The 15,934-nt window shown below is 48.7% G+C and carries 11 protein-coding genes; 3 read left to right on the forward strand and 8 right to left on the reverse strand.

Annotation, left to right across the window (positions count from 1 at the left end):
- Positions 1 to 38: 38 nt before the first annotated feature.
- A complete protein-coding gene (locus Q0577_RS12810; protein WP_298736863.1) occupies positions 39 to 2,609 on the reverse strand; it encodes a lamin tail domain-containing protein in 2,571 nt (856 codons plus the stop codon).
- Positions 2,610 to 2,686: 77 nt separating this feature from the next.
- On the opposite strand from Q0577_RS12810, the gene Q0577_RS12815 reads away from it, so the two are divergent.
- A complete protein-coding gene (locus Q0577_RS12815; RefSeq protein ID WP_298736865.1) occupies positions 2,687 to 3,679 on the forward strand; it encodes an aspartate-semialdehyde dehydrogenase in 993 nt (330 codons plus the stop codon).
- A gap of 314 nt (positions 3,680 to 3,993) precedes the next feature.
- Positions 3,994 to 4,245, forward strand: a complete 252-nt coding sequence (locus Q0577_RS12820; RefSeq protein ID WP_145710668.1) for a hypothetical protein — start codon at positions 3,994 to 3,996, stop codon at positions 4,243 to 4,245.
- Between the two features lie 173 nt (positions 4,246 to 4,418).
- Here Q0577_RS12820 and Q0577_RS12825 read toward each other — a convergent pair whose 3' ends face one another.
- The 4 genes from Q0577_RS12825 to uvrB all read right to left on the reverse strand — a co-directional run bounded on the left by Q0577_RS12825 (position 4,419) and on the right by uvrB (position 10,681).
- Complete coding sequence (locus Q0577_RS12825; protein ID WP_298736871.1) at positions 4,419 to 5,078, reverse strand: DUF2461 domain-containing protein; 660 nt, start codon at positions 5,076 to 5,078, stop codon at positions 4,419 to 4,421.
- A gap of 117 nt (positions 5,079 to 5,195) precedes the next feature.
- Positions 5,196 to 6,296 carry a porin gene (locus Q0577_RS12830; RefSeq protein WP_298736873.1) on the reverse strand — a complete coding sequence of 367 codons (1,101 nt, stop codon included), beginning with the start codon at positions 6,294 to 6,296 and terminating at the stop codon, positions 5,196 to 5,198.
- A 457-nt stretch (positions 6,297 to 6,753) separates the two neighbouring features.
- The gene (locus Q0577_RS12835) at positions 6,754 to 8,139 is read right to left on the reverse strand and encodes an ammonium transporter (RefSeq protein WP_298736874.1); all 1,386 of its coding nucleotides are present in this window, start codon (positions 8,137 to 8,139) and stop codon (positions 6,754 to 6,756) included.
- A 481-nt stretch (positions 8,140 to 8,620) separates the two neighbouring features.
- On the reverse strand, positions 8,621 to 10,681 hold the full coding sequence (gene uvrB, locus Q0577_RS12840; protein ID WP_298736875.1) for an excinuclease ABC subunit UvrB: 2,061 nt from the start codon (positions 10,679 to 10,681) through the stop codon (positions 8,621 to 8,623).
- A 68-nt stretch (positions 10,682 to 10,749) separates the two neighbouring features.
- Here uvrB and Q0577_RS12845 point away from each other — a divergent pair, with 68 nt between their 5' ends.
- The gene (locus Q0577_RS12845; protein WP_298736876.1) at positions 10,750 to 11,550 is read left to right on the forward strand and encodes a S1/P1 nuclease; all 801 of its coding nucleotides are present in this window, start codon (positions 10,750 to 10,752) and stop codon (positions 11,548 to 11,550) included.
- Positions 11,551 to 11,649: 99 nt separating this feature from the next.
- Here the strand turns inward: Q0577_RS12845 and Q0577_RS12850 are convergent, their stop codons facing one another.
- From Q0577_RS12850 to Q0577_RS12860, 3 genes are all read right to left on the reverse strand, one after another.
- Positions 11,650 to 12,573 carry a PfkB family carbohydrate kinase gene (locus Q0577_RS12850; protein WP_298736879.1) on the reverse strand — a complete coding sequence of 308 codons (924 nt, stop codon included), beginning with the start codon at positions 12,571 to 12,573 and terminating at the stop codon, positions 11,650 to 11,652.
- A gap of 239 nt (positions 12,574 to 12,812) precedes the next feature.
- Positions 12,813 to 14,813: an OmpA family protein gene (locus Q0577_RS12855; RefSeq protein WP_298736881.1), complete on the reverse strand. Its 2,001-nt coding sequence runs from the start codon at positions 14,811 to 14,813 to the stop codon at positions 12,813 to 12,815.
- A gap of 63 nt (positions 14,814 to 14,876) precedes the next feature.
- Complete coding sequence (locus tag Q0577_RS12860; protein ID WP_298736882.1) at positions 14,877 to 15,881, reverse strand: PorP/SprF family type IX secretion system membrane protein; 1,005 nt, start codon at positions 15,879 to 15,881, stop codon at positions 14,877 to 14,879.
- Positions 15,882 to 15,934 lie beyond the last annotated feature (53 nt).

Consider the following 15,934-nt stretch of genomic DNA (forward strand, 5'->3'; position numbering starts at 1 on the left):
AATTAATTTAAGTTGAAAGCTGAAGGTTTTTCAGCGGCTTAATTCAAGTTCCGTGCCACTACCAGTGGCAGCTTCCATCGCTTTACCCTTCCCTGCAGGTCAAATACCTCGGTAAATATAATATATATCCCCGCAGGCAGCCGTTGTTTGCTATCATTGAGGCCATCCCAGATGATGGTGGCCTGATTAGCCAGCTGCCCGCTTTGCAGCAGGCGGCGTACCGGCCGCCCCAGTGCGTCATAAATGGTGACATTGCCCACAGAGCCGGGGCGGGGAAGGCGGAAAGACAATACAGCCACATCATCCACCCCGTCATTATCCGGTGAAAATACGGGCGGCTGAACGCTTAGTTCACCGGGCAGTTCTCCCAGGGTCAGTTGCTGGGAGTTGGCGCTGCCAGGTGTAGCATACCCCGCCGTGAAAGCGGCCGGGTGCCAGTTGGCCGGATCGGCGCCCGGCTGGTCAAAGTGCAGGCGTTCCAGGGAAACACCTTTGGCATCCGCTGCCAGTGGCGACTGCATATCCGGGGAGTAATGCAACACATCCAGCAGGGCGCCATCGGCACTGTAGAGGGCCAGCTGGCCGCCTTCATTGGGCAGGGCCGGAAGGCCGGATAGCTGCAGCAGGTTTTCCTGTGCTTTGCAGGTGTAGTAACGGCACAGGGCATCGGGATCGCGGGTAAGGGCCAGGTACTGACCGGGCATCAGCAGGCGTTGCGTTCTGCTCAGCGCCACACGGGCGGTATCCCGTTCAGGGGCATTGAGGTACAGCTGCTGCAGGTTTACCGCTGTGTTGCCATGGTTATAGATCTCGACGAACTCCGGTGCGGGGGACCGTGCATCGAACAGCACTTCGCTGAACAGGATATTGCCCGCGCCATTGGCGGCAGGCAGGGCTACTACAACGCTGTTATCTGCACCGGGGGCTCCGCTGCAATCGGCCAGGCCTTTTACCTGCAAGGTGTAGCTACCTGTTGCGGATAAGGGGGCAGATAACCGGAGCAGCACGGTATTAAAGAGCGGCGGCAACACCGTTACAGCGGCGATGGTTACATTACCGGGACTGAACTGGTACACCGCAGGATCAGGGGCGTTAACACTGTCCACCGCCCGGCTAAAATACAGCAGGGCACTGAGGCTGTCCGGCAGCTCTGCGCGCAATAGGGTGAAAGGCTGGCTATCTTCCGGTGATACAGAAACGGCATTCCGTTTACCGGGCGTTGCCCCGGAGGGATCTGTGGACGGCTGCCAGGCCTCCCTGCCGCTGCATAAAAGGCCGTTTTCTGCCATTTCCAGGCTCCAGCCGCCTTTGTCCTTTTCTGAACCCGCAAACCAGCTTTTATCATAAGCTACTGCATGAATAATGCGGCCGGTGGTATTATAGAGTATGAGTGTGTCAGCCTCATTTCCCAGTACGGGGAAATCGTCCAGGCCTGCTACCCGGACGCCGGCGGGGAACATGCCCGCTTTATCTTTTCTGCAAAGCAGCAACAGGCTGTCTGGTTCCAGTACCAGGGAGGGCAGGGTTGCCTGTCCGCTGCGGGTGCTCAGCTTCCATTGACGAAACTGCACCGGGTAAGCGCTGTTGTTGCGCAGCTCCACAAATTCCGGGAGCGGAAGGCTTACCGGCGGATCAGGATCCGGCAGTATTTCATGGATGAGCACTTCATAAGGGGCAGGACGGTAATAAAGGAACCAGGCGGAGGCCGGGCGCATTTTGTTACCTGCTGCATCGCTTAGCCCGTCTACCTGCAGCAGGAGACTATCACCCGGCGGGAAAGGTTGCCCGAAAAGCAGTCGGACGGAGTTGCCTGACAGCGCAATATCCACCGGCAGGGAAGCGGTGGTTCCCAGTTTGTAATGTGCAGGCAAAAGTGCGGTTGCGGCATCCGGCGGTTCTGAAAAAAGGAGCTGCAGTTCCTGTTCACCGAGCGCTGTTACGGATTGCAATGCGGGTGGGGCAGTGTCTCTGACAAAAGGCAGGACGCTGACATCGTCAAAGAAATGTTTACTGAAAAAGGAAGCGGTTGACTGCCGCACCAAGATGCCAAAACAAACGGAGTCTTTAAAGGAGCTGTCCCTTACAAGGCCTTCCGGTACATAATGGGCGCCTGTACCCGAGGTATCCACCCATAGCTGCCAGTTAAAGGCATCGTCGCAGCTTACCTTTATTCTGAGCGTGGAAGAGCGGCGATCAGTAAGCCCGTTGCGCCCGTCCGTTAATTTCACTACAGCGTTGGCAGCATTCTTTTTGTAGAGGCATACATCATCGTCCTTATCTCCTATCCGCACAAAATAGCCGCTGCTGTTCTGCAACAGATCACTGTTGCCGCAGACCAGGAAAACATCGGTGTAGTTGTTGGACGAGGTGTTAAAATCCAGCTGCATCCACCACTCCCATTCGGCAGGTAATGCTATTGCAGCGGGTGCAGCAATCCAGAAATTGCTGTTCGGTTGCATGCAACTACTTTGCAACCGCCCGTTGCTGATCTGCCAGGCGGAATCGGTTCCCTGCCAGGGAACAGCTGGATCATCAAAGCGTTGTGAGATCTGGGCAAGAGAGAAAGCGGGCAGCAACAGCAATGCCGCACAAACAATGGAGGTTTGCATAAAATAAATGGTTGGTAAGGCTGCGAATATAGAGAATAAGGTAGTATTTTTGCGCTTCGAAAAAAAATAAAATCCACATGAAAGTTGCCGTCGTAGGAGCCACTGGCCTGGTAGGCTCAAAAATGTTACAAGTACTAGCTGAAAGAAATTTCCCGGTTACAGAACTGATACCTGTAGCTTCTGAGAAGTCTGTTGGTAAGGAAGTAACATTTAAGGGCAAGCACTACAAGGTGGTGAATGCAGATACGGCTATTTCCATGAAACCTGCGGTGGCTTTGTTCTCTGCGGGTGGCGGCACTTCACTGGAGTGGGCGCCTAAATTTGCAGCGGCAGGTATTACAGTAATTGATAATTCAAGTGCCTGGAGAATGGATCCCAGCAAGAAACTGGTTGTACCTGAAGTAAATGGCAAAACATTAACCCCGGAAGATAAGATCATAGCAAACCCTAACTGTTCTACCATACAAATGGTGATTGTATTACATCCGCTGCACGAGTTATACAAAATTAACCGTGTTGTGGTATCAACTTACCAGTCTGTAACCGGAACAGGTGTAAAAGCAGTGGATCAGCTGATGAATGAACGTAAAGGTGTTACTGATGGTCCGGCTGCGTATCCTCATGCAATTGATTTAAATGTTATCCCGCATATTGATGTGTTCCTTGATAATGGCTATACGAAAGAGGAAATGAAAATGGTGAATGAAACAAAGAAGATCATGGGAGATGATCATATAGCCGTTACCGCTACCACTGTGCGTATACCTGTAATGGGCGGACACAGTGAAGCGGTGAACATTGAATTTGAGAAAGAATATGAACTGAGTGAAATACGTAAGACCCTGGAAAAAACGCCTGGCGTAATTGTAGTAGATGACCCTTCGCGTAACCAGTACCCCATGCCCAAAGATGCGCATGATAAGGATGAAGTATTTGTAGGACGTATACGCCGTGATGAAACACAGCCAAAGACGGTGAATATGTGGATTGTAGCCGATAACCTGCGTAAAGGAGCAGCTACCAATGCAGTGCAGATTGCCGAATACCTGCACCAGCAACAGTGGATATAAAAATATCTGCTAATCCATCAATAAATCATCATATATGTATCTTTCATGAATGCATATACGATTCTGGTTGTAAGTTATTGAAAGCCCCACAATTATACCGGGGTTTTTTAATTTAACATGAACGAAAAATTCGTGTTCAAAAATTAAAAATTACACGGAAGTAGTATTGATTTCTGCTGTATAAAATTGGATTTTGGTATCATAATCCTATGCCGACTTGCTTCTATGATAAAAAACCAAATTATGCCAATACAAGAGAGAGTGCTATTCAGAATCCGTATAATTTCTCTAATCTGTAAACACCCTTAAATCCTATGAAGACCAACACCAATCGCGAGCTTTTGTTAATGCACAAATTCACTGAGGAGTGGAGCAGCAACTTCTCATCCCAGGTATCCCGTATTATGAACATAGTTGATCAGCAGGATACGCTGGATGGCATTATACCTATCATCGAGGTAGCCAATGTGTATAATCAACGTTTTGCTCACACCAGAACGGACAAGGAAAATTTATTAAAGAACCGTAAAGCCAGGCCGTTTGAGTTTTTGATACACAAAAATTAATTTAAGGGAACAAACAGAGAAGAAATTCAAAAGGAGAAAAGGAACCCTTCCTTCTCTCCTTTTTTTCGTTTGAAAGTTTAAGCTTTTAAGCGTTTGAAAGTTTGATCGTTTGAAGGCGTTATAAATAATGAGCCACTGTCAAACATTCAAACCCTCAAACATTCAAACTTTCATTATTCATGTAAAGCCCTGTCAAGAAACTTGACGAAGGGTTGCATTACGGCAAACACTTTCAGTATCTCTCTTACCAATGCAGGTTGTGTGCATGCTTCATCTGAAAAGCTATGCCATACGGTGAAGCTCTTCAGCTTTAAATAGGCGATGGCCGGGTTGTCCGGCTGATAGCCCTGGGGGGCTGATTTCAATGCTTCGCCTTCGATCTTCCCAAAATATTTAATGAATTCCTTATTGCTGATAATCTGCTGAAATTCGGCAAAGTTATAATCGATTTCCTGCCGCACTTTTTTCAGCGTGGGTGCATCGGGCATCCAGAGGCCTCCGCCTGCAAAGCTGCCGCCGGGTTCCAGGTGAAAGTAATAGCCTGGCCTGCCAGACTTACGGCCGCCTGGCGAAAAGGCGGCACCCATATTGGTTTTATAGGGCGTTTTGTCTTTTGAGAACCTAACGTCTTTATATATACGGAAAACACAGTCTTTCACCTGTAGTCCTGCTGTTCCTGGATCCTGCCGGGAAAGCCCGTCAATCAGCTGCTGAACTATGCTCTCATAGTCTGCTTTTGCATCCTGGTAAGCCGGCTTGTGTTCATCAAACCATTCTTTGGTGTTATTCCTGCTGAGATTCTTGAGGAATTTTAGCGTGGTGGCCTGCAACATTCATCGTAGGTTTTGACGTACAATATAGCAAATTGTTAAGAAAAGGGGCTCGTCAAACAACGAGCCCCATAAAGGTTCTGACTTCAAACCTTTCTTATATGAGCCAAGCGCTTAATATCAGAAGTGATATACGGCAGCCAGCAATACATTAGCCGTTGTGGCGGTAGCGGCGCCGGAAGATTTATTGAAAATGTCTTTGGAAGCCCTGTCTATCCTGAACTCCGGCATAATGGTAAGGTTGCCTGATTTATAGTTAAAGGTAAGTGTGCCTGCCGTTACGTTGCCGCCTTCCAGTGAGCTGGCAAAGGTTTTAAGCTGGTCTTTATCGTTGAAATATTCGCCGCGGAGCGTAAGGCCGAAGTCCTCCGTAAAATCAAGGTTTACGTATAATGCGGATCCCCACCATTTAACGCTGCCGGCAGTTCCGCCATTGCCGTTACCATTTTTTTTGATGGTTTCATGATAGCGGCTGTAGCTGCCGTTATAGCCCAGGCCCAATAGGCTGTTCACCTGGTAGGTGGCTACAAAATCCACCTGGTGGTTCTGCACACCTGCGGTATCTTTTCCGCCCAGGTAGTTAAGATAGAGCTTGAGGGGAATGCTTTCCGGAGCATAGCCCAGCTGTGCGCCTATATATTTGTGATCGCTGAAGTCTACGGATTTAAGATCGGTTGGATTAAACACACCCAGCATGGCGCTTAAATAGGGCGTTATGGCGACATCCAGTTTAGCGCCGGTACTAAAGAAAGGCCCGTTGCTGAACAGGTAGCTCATGCTGTAGTTACGATTCAGGTAAGCATCTACCAGCTCATAACCTATATGTGTGGCAAAGCTTCCAAAGCTCACTTTGATCTTGTCTGTAAGCTGATACCCTACATACAGCTGCTTAATTGCTACAGCAAGGCCATTCTTGCCGTTTACGGTATCATTATAGGAGAATTCGGCAGCGCGTCTTCCAAAGCCAATATCAGCTACAAAACTGCCTTTCTTAAAGCCATGTTCCAGTTTGAGGGATACCATGCCCAGCTCAAAAGAGTTGTGGGAGTTGGTAAAGCTGGTCTTATTGTCTGTAATGTTCTTGTTGAAGTTATATTTATAATAAACATCCGCAGACCCGGATAGTTTGAAAGCTTCCTGTGGCTTGGTAGTGTCTGCCGTTTGAGCAAAGGCGGTAAGCAGGCTGCAGACAGCGAATGTGGTCAGAATTGTCTTCTTCATTTGTAAGGTTTTAGCTTTTCATTGGCATACGAAGCCCCTATAGCACCCGCGCATTTTTTAATTTTTGCGAACGCTATGAACCTTTTCTGATGTTGCTCACATCCGTTTCTAATGTGTCATCTGAATTCCGGTATCATGAATGAGCTGTTGCGGTCTGTTTCTGCCTTTAATGCATAGCTATCTCACTCATGCCGCTTCGTGCAATGAAAAATGATTGATAAAATGGTGTTTGTTTTTTTGTGGAACCAGCGTTGCCGATTCTCTCGTGCTGCTACCTGTCGTCGCTTGTTTTGGGTATGAGAAGGCGATGGGAATATCATAGTAGTTAATAATGAATAACTAATAATTAATGTAGCATGTGTGTTAAACTTCCTGCTTACCTAAGTATTAATTATTAATTATCCATTATTAACTAAAGAACTTTTGACGTAGACCGGTACTAAACCGGATGAATGTACTATTGTATAATTTCTTCTTCTTTCAGTGAGCCGGTGCCGTTCACGCTCATCATTGCAGGATGATAGTGTTCGTTGTGCTGGGTAGCATCCAGGCCCAGGGTCTCGTCTTCGTCGCTTACACGCAGCGGGTGGAACATGTTGATGAACTTGAAGATTCCGTAAGATACGATGAAGCTGTAAGCTACCACGATCACCATGCCCAGCAGCTGTTTCAGGAACAATTCAGGATTGCCGTAGAAAAGGCCATCGTTACCGCCGCTGTTGATTGCCTTTGAAGCAAAAACACCGGTGAGCAGCATACCTACCATACCGCCTACACCGTGGCAGGGGAATACATCGAGGGTATCATCAATGCTGGTCTTGGATTTCCAGTGCACCATCAGGTTGGATACGATAGCGGCGGCGAAACCGATCATGATACTTTGCGGAACCGCCACAAAACCGGCAGCAGGCGTAATGGCCACCAGGCCTACTACAGCGCCGATACAAAAGCCCAGTGCAGAAGGTTTCCTGCCACGGATCACATCAAAGAATATCCAGCTAAGACCTGCAGTAGCAGCCGCCGTATTGGTAGTTGCGAAAGCGGATACTGCCAGCTGGCCAGCGCTTACGGCAGAACCTGCGTTGAAACCGAACCAGCCGAACCACAGCAAACCAGTGCCCAGCAGTACGAAGGGAATGTTTGCAGGCTGCAGTTCTTTCTTTTCTATATGATCTTTTCTGCGTTTCAGCACCAGTGCTCCCGCCAATGCCGCACAACCGGCAGAAATATGTACCACGGTACCACCGGCAAAATCCAGTACGCCCAGTTTAGCGAGCAGGCCATCAGGATGCCAGGTCCAGTGTGCGATGGGCGCATACACCAGGAGGCTGAAAAGCACCATGAAAAGTACGTACGAAGTAAAACGGATACGCTCTGCCGTAGCACCTACAACCAGGGCAGGCGTGATAATGGCAAATTTCATCTGGAACAGCGCAAACAGGATCAGCGGGATCGTGTTGGCCAGGCTCCAGGGCTCGCCGGATGCAACGCCTTTAAAAAAGAAGAAAGTGGAAGGATCTCCGATCACTCCATTGTAGGATTTACCAAATGCGAGGCTGAAACCTACAACCACCCATAATACGCTGATAAGGCCAGTGGCGATAAAGCTTTGCATCATGGTATTAATAACATTCTTACGGTTTACCATACCTCCATAGAAGAAGGATAAGCCGGGAGTCATTAAAAACACCAATGAGGTAGCCACCAGTATCCAGGCGATATCACCGAAACTGTATTTACTTGCATCATCAAAATTGGCAGCAGTGGGTATAAACATGCCAATTAATGCTATAAGAGCAAGAAAAATGAATGGCAGGTAATCCTGAAATGGAGATTTCTTCATAGCGTTCAATTTTTGTTTTCTGCAATAAAAGTATTTATTAAAATTAAGTGATCAAACAAAACCGCGCAAAAATAGAAATGATTGAATAAAAACAGGCAATATTAACTCAAAATTAAGTAGATTATTACAATTTATAATATGAAGGCAATATTTACGTACGTAGTTGGGGTAAAACAAGCAGATATATCTTCATACCGAACTATTTATCAATAATTTAGCACGATACAGGCCAGGCCTTTAACAATTTTCTAACTTAGGAGAGCTGGATGTTACTACAACTGCGTGAGATAGGTTATAATACCTATATTAACCAAGTACTAATATATGCAAATAAATCTGGTATATGTTGTCAGGCGGGAGTACAAATTTAATATATTATTATTTAATACATATGACAACTACGTACGAACAGTCCTAAATCTATTCTTTACGAAATGTTATATTACATATTTTGCTATATGAATATTCCCTGAGAAGTTATCTAGCGCACCTGTTTCATTTCTTCGAGCTCACGCTGCAGGGCAAACATCTGGTCGCGTAAACGTGCGGCTTCCATAAAGTCGAGATCCTTTGCGGCTTTTTCCATATCCTTCTTTACGCGGGTAATGGCTTTTTCCAGCTGAGGGATCGTTTTGGCTGCAGCCGCCTCCCCTTTTGCATAGGTCATGGCATCTTCCGCCACCAGGGACACTTCCTCGTGGATGGCATAAGGTGAAGACTCATCAAAGCTCTTGATCTCCAGCACGGATGTCTGGCCCATGATCTGCTCAACTGATTTTCTGACGGTTTTTGGAACAATGTTATGTTTAATATTATAGGCGATCTGTTTTTCACGGCGACGGTTAGTCTCATCAATGGTACGCTGCATACTGTCGGTGATCTTGTCTGCATAGAAGATCACCAGGCCGTCTACGTTACGGGCAGCGCGGCCGGCGGTCTGCGTCAGGGAGCGCTCATCACGCAGGAAACCTTCCTTATCGGCATCCAGGATGGCCACCAGTGATACTTCGGGAAGGTCCAGGCCCTCGCGGAGCAGGTTCACCCCTACCAGTACATCTATTTTACCCAGGCGCAGGTCCCGCAGAATCTCCACGCGTTCCAGGGTGTCTACCTCCGAATGGATATAACGCGACTTAATATTAATACGGTGCAGGTACTTATCCATTTCCTCCGCCATACGTTTGGTGAGGGTGGTTACCAGTACGCGGTCGCCTTTCTGCACGCGGCGGTCTATCTCATCCAGCAGATCGTCTACCTGATTAACACTGGGCCTGATCTCAATGGGAGGATCGAGCAGCCCGGTAGGACGTACCACCTGTTCTACCACCACCCCTTCGGTTTGTTTCAGCTCATACTCGCCCGGGGTAGCGCTCACAAACACCACCTGGTTGAGCAGGTTCTCAAATTCGTAAAAGTTCAGCGGGCGGTTATCCATAGCGGAGGGCAGGCGGAAGCCGAAATCCACCAGGGTAAGTTTACGGGAACGGTCACCTCCATACATACCGCTGATCTGCGGAATGGTCTGGTGGCTCTCATCTATTACCAGCAGAAAATCCTTGGGGAAATAGTCCAGCAGGCAGAAAGGCCTTGTACCAGGCAGGCGGCGGTCCAGGAATCGGGAGTAGTTCTCAATGCCGCTGCAATAACCCAATTCACGGATCATTTCCAGGTCATAGTTCACCCTTTCAGACAAGCGCTGGGCTTCGAGGTGTTTGCCCTGGGCGCGGAAGTAATCTACCTGGGCCTGCAGCTCGTCCTGTATCTCATAGATGATCTGCTGCATCATATCCCTGGGGGCCAGGTAAAGATTGGCAGGGAAAATAGCTGCATTGTCCATAGTACCGATACGTTTACCGCTGGCGGTGTCAAAGCTCTCAATTTCCTCTATTTCGTCTCCGAAGAAGGTTATACGGTAACCATAGTCTACATAAGGAAGGTTAATATCCACCGTATCTCCCTGCACCCGGAAAGAACCGCGGGTAAAGTCGCCCGTGGTACGCGTATATAAGGAGTTCACCAATCCGTGCAGCAGGGTGTTACGGCCGATGGTCTGCCCGCGGTGAATACGCAGGATACCGTTTTCCAGCTCAGTAGGGTTACCCATACCATATATACATGACACGCTGGCTACCACGATAATATCGCGGCGGCCTGACAGCAGGTTGGATGTGGCCCTGAGCCGCAGCTTGTCGAGCTCGGCGTTAATAGACAGGTCTTTTTCTATATAAGTATCGCTCACCGGCATATAAGCCTCCGGCTGGTAATAATCATAGTAGGATACAAAGTACTCCACGGCATTGTCCGGGAAGAACTGGCGGAACTCGCCGTACAGCTGCGCTACCAGGGTTTTGTTGTGGGTCAGCACCAGGGTGGGCTTCTGCACGTTCTGGATCACATTCGCCATGGTGAAGGTCTTACCAGAGCCGGTAACACCCAGCAGTGTCTGGAAAGGCTCACCGTTCTTTATTCCTTCTGTAAGCTGGCGGATGGCAGCCGGCTGATCTCCGGCGGGAGGATATGGTGACTGTATCTTGAATGGCATAATATTCAAAATTACGAAACTTGGGAATTGGAACTTATTTTACCATATTTGACGTCTCAATTTTGTTTATGCACCGTACATTCTGTTTTCGCCTGCTATTGGGCGTCTTACTTCCTTTGCTACCCCTCCGGGGGTTCAGCTGGGGCCTTACCGGCCATCGTGTAGTGGGCGAAATTGCCTCACAACACCTGAGCCCGCAGGCCCGCAAAGCTATCCGGGCACTGCTGGGCAGGGAAAGCCTGGCGATGATAGCCAACTGGCCGGATTTTATCAAATCAGATACCACACGCCGTTATGATCATACTTCGCGCTGGCACTACCTGGATTTTCCGGCCGGGGCAACTGCGGAAGAATTTGACAATATCCTCAAAAAAGCCAAAGGCGAAAACCTGTATACACAAACACAGGCTATGATACGGCAGCTCAAATCGGCTACCGCCACTAAAGAACAACAAATATTTGCGCTTAAATTCCTGGTGCACATGATAGGCGATATGCACCAGCCGCTGCACGTGGGCCGCGACGAAGACCAGGGTGGTAACAAGGTAAGCGTTTACTGGTTTGACAGGCCCACCAACCTGCACCGGGTGTGGGATGAACAACTGGTGGAGTTTCAGCAGCTGAGCTATACCGAATACGCTAAAGCGCTGGATATAGTACCTGCTTCCACGGTTAGCAAGCTGCAGGGCGGCAGCATCCGCGACTGGATGTTTGAATCGCATGTACTGGCTGATAAGATATATGCCAGGACCAAAGAAGGAGATAAACTGAGCTATCGCTATAATTACCTGTTCCAGGAAGATCTGAACAGGCAGTTGCTGAAGGGAGGATTACGGCTGGCGAAAATTCTCAACGATATTTATAAGTAAATTCCAAATCCCAGGTTTTAAATTTCCAAAATGCGAAGATCATTTGGAATATGGAACCTGGAATTTGGAATTTGGTATTTGGCATTTGGAATTTACCCCCTACACCAGGTCTATATCAAAATTCACGAGTTCAACGAACTGTTCCAGGCGGGCGCTGATATCTTCCTGGGTGATCTCACGGAGACGGCCCGTACCAAATTTCTCCACACAGAAAGAGGCCATAGCAGAACCTACAATAATGGCCGTTTTCATGTTCTCGAATGAAATATCCTTGGTTTTAGCGAGGTGACCTATAAAGCCTCCGGCAAAGGTATCACCAGCGCCGGTGGGGTCAAACACATCTTCCAGCGGTAAAGCAGGTGCAAAGAACACGTGGTTCTCATGGAACAGCAGTGCACCGTGCTCTCCTTTCTTGATGATCAGGTAGCGGGGGCCCATGGTCAGGATCTTGCGGGCTGCCTTTACCAGGGAGTATTCGCCGCTCAGCTGACGGGCTTCGCCATCGTTTACCAGCAATACATCTACCATGGTCAGTACCTTTTTCAGGTCATCCATCGCCGTTTCCATCCAGAAGTTCATGGTATCCAGCACAATCAGCTTGGGACGTTCCCGAAGCTGGTTGATAACGCTGATCTGCACCTGGGGAGACAGGTTACCCAGTACCAGGAACTCACTACCCTGATAACTTTCCGGCACTTCCGGCTGAAAATCACCCAGCACGTTCAGCTCAGTTACCAGCGTGTCGCGGGTATTCATATCCATATGATATTTACCGGCCCAATAGAAAGAAGGGCGGTCTTTCTTGATCTGCACGCCTTCCAGCGCTACTCCTTTTGCCGCCAGCGCATTCATATCCGCCTGCGGAAAATCGCCTCCAACAACGGAGATCTGGTTAATCGGCTGCACAAAGTTGGCCGCAGTCCAGGCTATAAATGTAGCGGAACCTCCGATGATCTTTCCTGATTTTCCAAAGGGCGTTTCTATTTCATCGAACGCCATAGTACCAACGACAATGACAGACATATTTGCTAGGTAGTTTATTGATTTAGATAAAACAGGGGCAAAGGTAATATAAAAAGTAACCTTTTCGGCAAGCGTCCGTTCTATGGACGTGTACATTTTGCCGTTATCCAATATACTGACGGGAACCATATAGTGCGCCAGGAGTGACAGCAATGCAGTAGCCCCCCAAGTGTTCGGGGGGCTACTGTTGCCTGAGGCTAATTGGTTTTATTAGGATATAGTTGAAACTACCGGGTTGGTTACTGCAATTGCAGTTGTACGCGCAACACTTTAAACTCCGTTCTTCTGTTCAGCTGCCGGCCGTCAGGATTATCCTTGCCATTTGGCAGCGTATTCGGCGCTATGGGTCTTGACTCGCCATAGCCTTTGGCTACCATACGGGATACGGGCACCCCTTTACCTGCCAGGTAATCCACACAGGCTTGCGCCCTGGCCTGGGAAAGCTTAATGTTATACGCATCTGTGCCTTTACTGTCTGTATGCGATCCCATTTCGATAATGATATTCGGGTTATCCGCCATAATCGCCACAACGGTGTCCAGTACAACCAGGGACTGCGGCCTGAGCGTAGCCTTGTTATAATCATAGTAGATATCCTTGAGGATAATGGGTTTGCCTATCTCATAGCGTTTGAGGCAGAGTGTGGGGTTCATCAGCGAATCCACCCGGACCAGCTCGTCGGTATTAAAATAGATGGCCTTTGAGAAGTAGTTTTCCTTTTCTGCCATGATCTTGTAGTTCTTCTCCATATCCACTTCAAAATTGTAATGGCCGGTTTCATCCACGGTGACCTGTTGCAGCACTTTCTGCTGTACGGTATCCAGCAGGGTAACGGTGGCGCCGGTAAGCGGCAACTCTCCATCGCAGTCCAGAATTTGTCCGCCGGCCAGTTTGGCATTACGCTTTACATAGAACAGTTCCAGGCAGCATACTGACTGCCTGTCTGAACTGATAAACGCACCATTAAGCGGCTTGGCCTTGTCTACCGGATTATAATAGATATCGTCTTTGGGGGAGTTGACAGGAGCGCCCAGATTACGGGGAGCGGACCAGTTGGTCAGATTACCTTCGCTTACAAAGAAATCGAGCCCACCGAGGCCTACGCGGCCATCAGAACTGAATATGAAAAGTCCGTTCTGCACATCGTAATAAGGCGCCTGTTCCTCATCGCGGGAATTGATCCCTGTACCCATATTACGGGGAGCGCCCGGTACACCGTTCTGCAGCTGGCTGTACCAGATGTCGTTCTTGCCCATGCCACCCGGCCTGTTGGAGACAAAGAAAAGGTACTTATTGTCTGCGGTTACAAACGGCTGCATAGCGCTGAAGCCGGCTGCGTTTACATTAGGGCCCAGCGCCACGGGATCTGACCATTTATCGCCCTGGCGGGTACTGGTATAAATGGCGGCCTGTTTCTGCCCGTTCTTCACTGTCCAGCGCGTAAGGTACAGGGTGTTACCATCCGGGCTTAATGCAGAGGTGCCCTGTTCCATTCCCTTAACGGAGGGGATGTCAAGCTTCCGGCTGGTTTCAAAGTTATAGCCCTGGCCCTGGGCAATATAGAGGTCATTTACGTAGGGGTTCTCTTTTTTGTCCTTACCGGTGTTAACGGTATCGGGGCGGGAAGATGTAAACAGCAGGGTGCTGTTGTTCAGCAACAAGGGGGCGTAATTGGCGCCACCGCCGTTTACATTGCCACCTAATTTCCTGATGCTGTACCTGGGCACGTTCCTGGTTTCTGACAGGGCAAGTTCACAACTGGCTATTTCCAGGGCAGCCCTGGCTGCATACTCGTCTGCATTGGTATAATCGTTCCTGAATTGTTTGAGTTGCTCCAATGCTTCCTGGTATTTTCCGTTGGCGCGCAGCGAAATGCCATACCAGAAACGGGCCAGTGGAAATGCAGGATTATTAAAAGTAGATGCCTGCCCGTAATAGGTTTCAGCATTGCCAAAATCATTGTACTGCCGGTAAGATTCTGCCAGGCGGTACACCACGGTTTCATAATCCTTGATCTTGCTGTTCTTTTCCTTACCGGCTGCTGCTACTGCGTAAGGCAGCACCTCGGAAGGTTTTATCCGGAATGTGCCCAGGGCTTTGCTGTAGTATTGTGCTGCAGAATAGTAATCCTTTGCGTTATAGTAGATATCCGCCGTACGCCTGTAGTCATAGACATACTGCGAATAAGCGGCGCTTGCGCTCAATAACAGCATTATCAAACATTGTACAATTCTTCTCATCTGTACATATTTTACTTCGATCATGCTAAATTTCATTTGAAGGGTTTTCGTTCCGTTTAATCTTTACAGCCTTGGACAGATAAAGTATTCCTCTGTCAGCACCCTTCTTTTACGGCTGATAAAAGAAAGAGATATTTCGAAGCTGTTGCTTCCGTTCACCAAACGGTGAAGGTTGGATACGTTCGCATCGTAGCTGGCTCCCAGCACGAAATTCTTGTAGTGGAAACCTACAAAGGGGATCATCGAATCATCAAAACGGTAGGTGGCGCCGGCCAGGAGATCGAACTCGGGGTTTACCGCATACTGGCCATATACCCCTAACACCTTTTCTTCTGCATTTCCCTGGCGCATATAGAGGCCGTGCGGTGTAAGGCTCAGTTCTTCCGTCATCCTGATTTTGGTACCGGCATGCGTGAGGTAACGGATGGGGTACCTGCGGTTATCATCTGCAATAAACGGATCTTCGGGTCGTGTCAGATGGCCGGCAGATATTCCCACAAAAGGATTCAGGCGGTGGTTGGGATTACCGTCAAAGAAAAGGGCGCCGGCCGCCGCATCAAATGCGGTGGAATTAGTTTTGTTCAGGCTTTCCCCGTTATACATGCTGGGATCAAAACCTATGACCGGATTCCACTGGCTGCCTGTCTGGAACTTTCCGGGGTCTACTTTCCTGTTAATGATACCGGCTTGTACGCCAAATACCAGGCGCGTTGTACCGGTGGCGCCAAATTTAACGCCGCTATAGGAAACGCTGGCCATTGCGTTGAGGTAGTTATAACCTGCATCTCCGGCAGACATATTCAGGATGTTAACGCCCACGCCGATGTTCTTATCCGTGGCGGCGTCAAAAGAAACGCCGGATGTAGAGAAAGCTTTTCCGTAATTGGTCCACTGATTGCGATAGTTGCCGCTTACCCTGTAGTCGCCGTCCAATACCCCGGTAAGAGCGGGGTTCAGCCACAGCGGATATGCATAGTACTGAGAGAAATGCGGGTCTACCTGTGCCCATAGTGATCCGGGCAGCAAAGCGCTTAACAGTAGTCCCAGAACAATTATATGTTTTCTCATAGGAGCATTTTTTTTGCATGTTAAGAATGCTCCCATTCCGGAATATTGCCGGA

The organism is uncultured Chitinophaga sp. (assembly GCF_937898475.1).
Classification (GTDB): Bacteria; Bacteroidota; Bacteroidia; order Chitinophagales; family Chitinophagaceae; genus Chitinophaga.

Bases quoted from the DNA above. Each gene is read 5' to 3' on its own strand.
- Q0577_RS12810 (WP_298736863.1), bottom strand. From the start codon at position 2,609: ATGCAAACCTCCATTGTTTGTGCGGCATTGCTGTTGCTGCCCGCTTTC.
- Q0577_RS12815 (WP_298736865.1), top strand. From the start codon at position 2,687: ATGAAAGTTGCCGTCGTAGGAGCCACTGGCCTGGTAGGCTCAAAAATG.
- Q0577_RS12820 (WP_145710668.1), top strand. From the start codon at position 3,994: ATGAAGACCAACACCAATCGCGAGCTTTTGTTAATGCACAAATTCACT.
- Q0577_RS12825 (WP_298736871.1), bottom strand. From the start codon at position 5,078: ATGTTGCAGGCCACCACGCTAAAATTCCTCAAGAATCTCAGCAGGAAT.
- Q0577_RS12830 (WP_298736873.1), bottom strand. From the start codon at position 6,296: ATGAAGAAGACAATTCTGACCACATTCGCTGTCTGCAGCCTGCTTACC.
- Q0577_RS12835 (WP_298736874.1), bottom strand. From the start codon at position 8,139: ATGAAGAAATCTCCATTTCAGGATTACCTGCCATTCATTTTTCTTGCT.
- uvrB (WP_298736875.1), bottom strand. From the start codon at position 10,681: ATGCCATTCAAGATACAGTCACCATATCCTCCCGCCGGAGATCAGCCG.
- Q0577_RS12845 (WP_298736876.1), top strand. From the start codon at position 10,750: ATGCACCGTACATTCTGTTTTCGCCTGCTATTGGGCGTCTTACTTCCT.
- Q0577_RS12850 (WP_298736879.1), bottom strand. From the start codon at position 12,573: ATGTCTGTCATTGTCGTTGGTACTATGGCGTTCGATGAAATAGAAACG.
- Q0577_RS12855 (WP_298736881.1), bottom strand. From the start codon at position 14,813: ATGAGAAGAATTGTACAATGTTTGATAATGCTGTTATTGAGCGCAAGC.
- Q0577_RS12860 (WP_298736882.1), bottom strand. From the start codon at position 15,881: ATGAGAAAACATATAATTGTTCTGGGACTACTGTTAAGCGCTTTGCTG.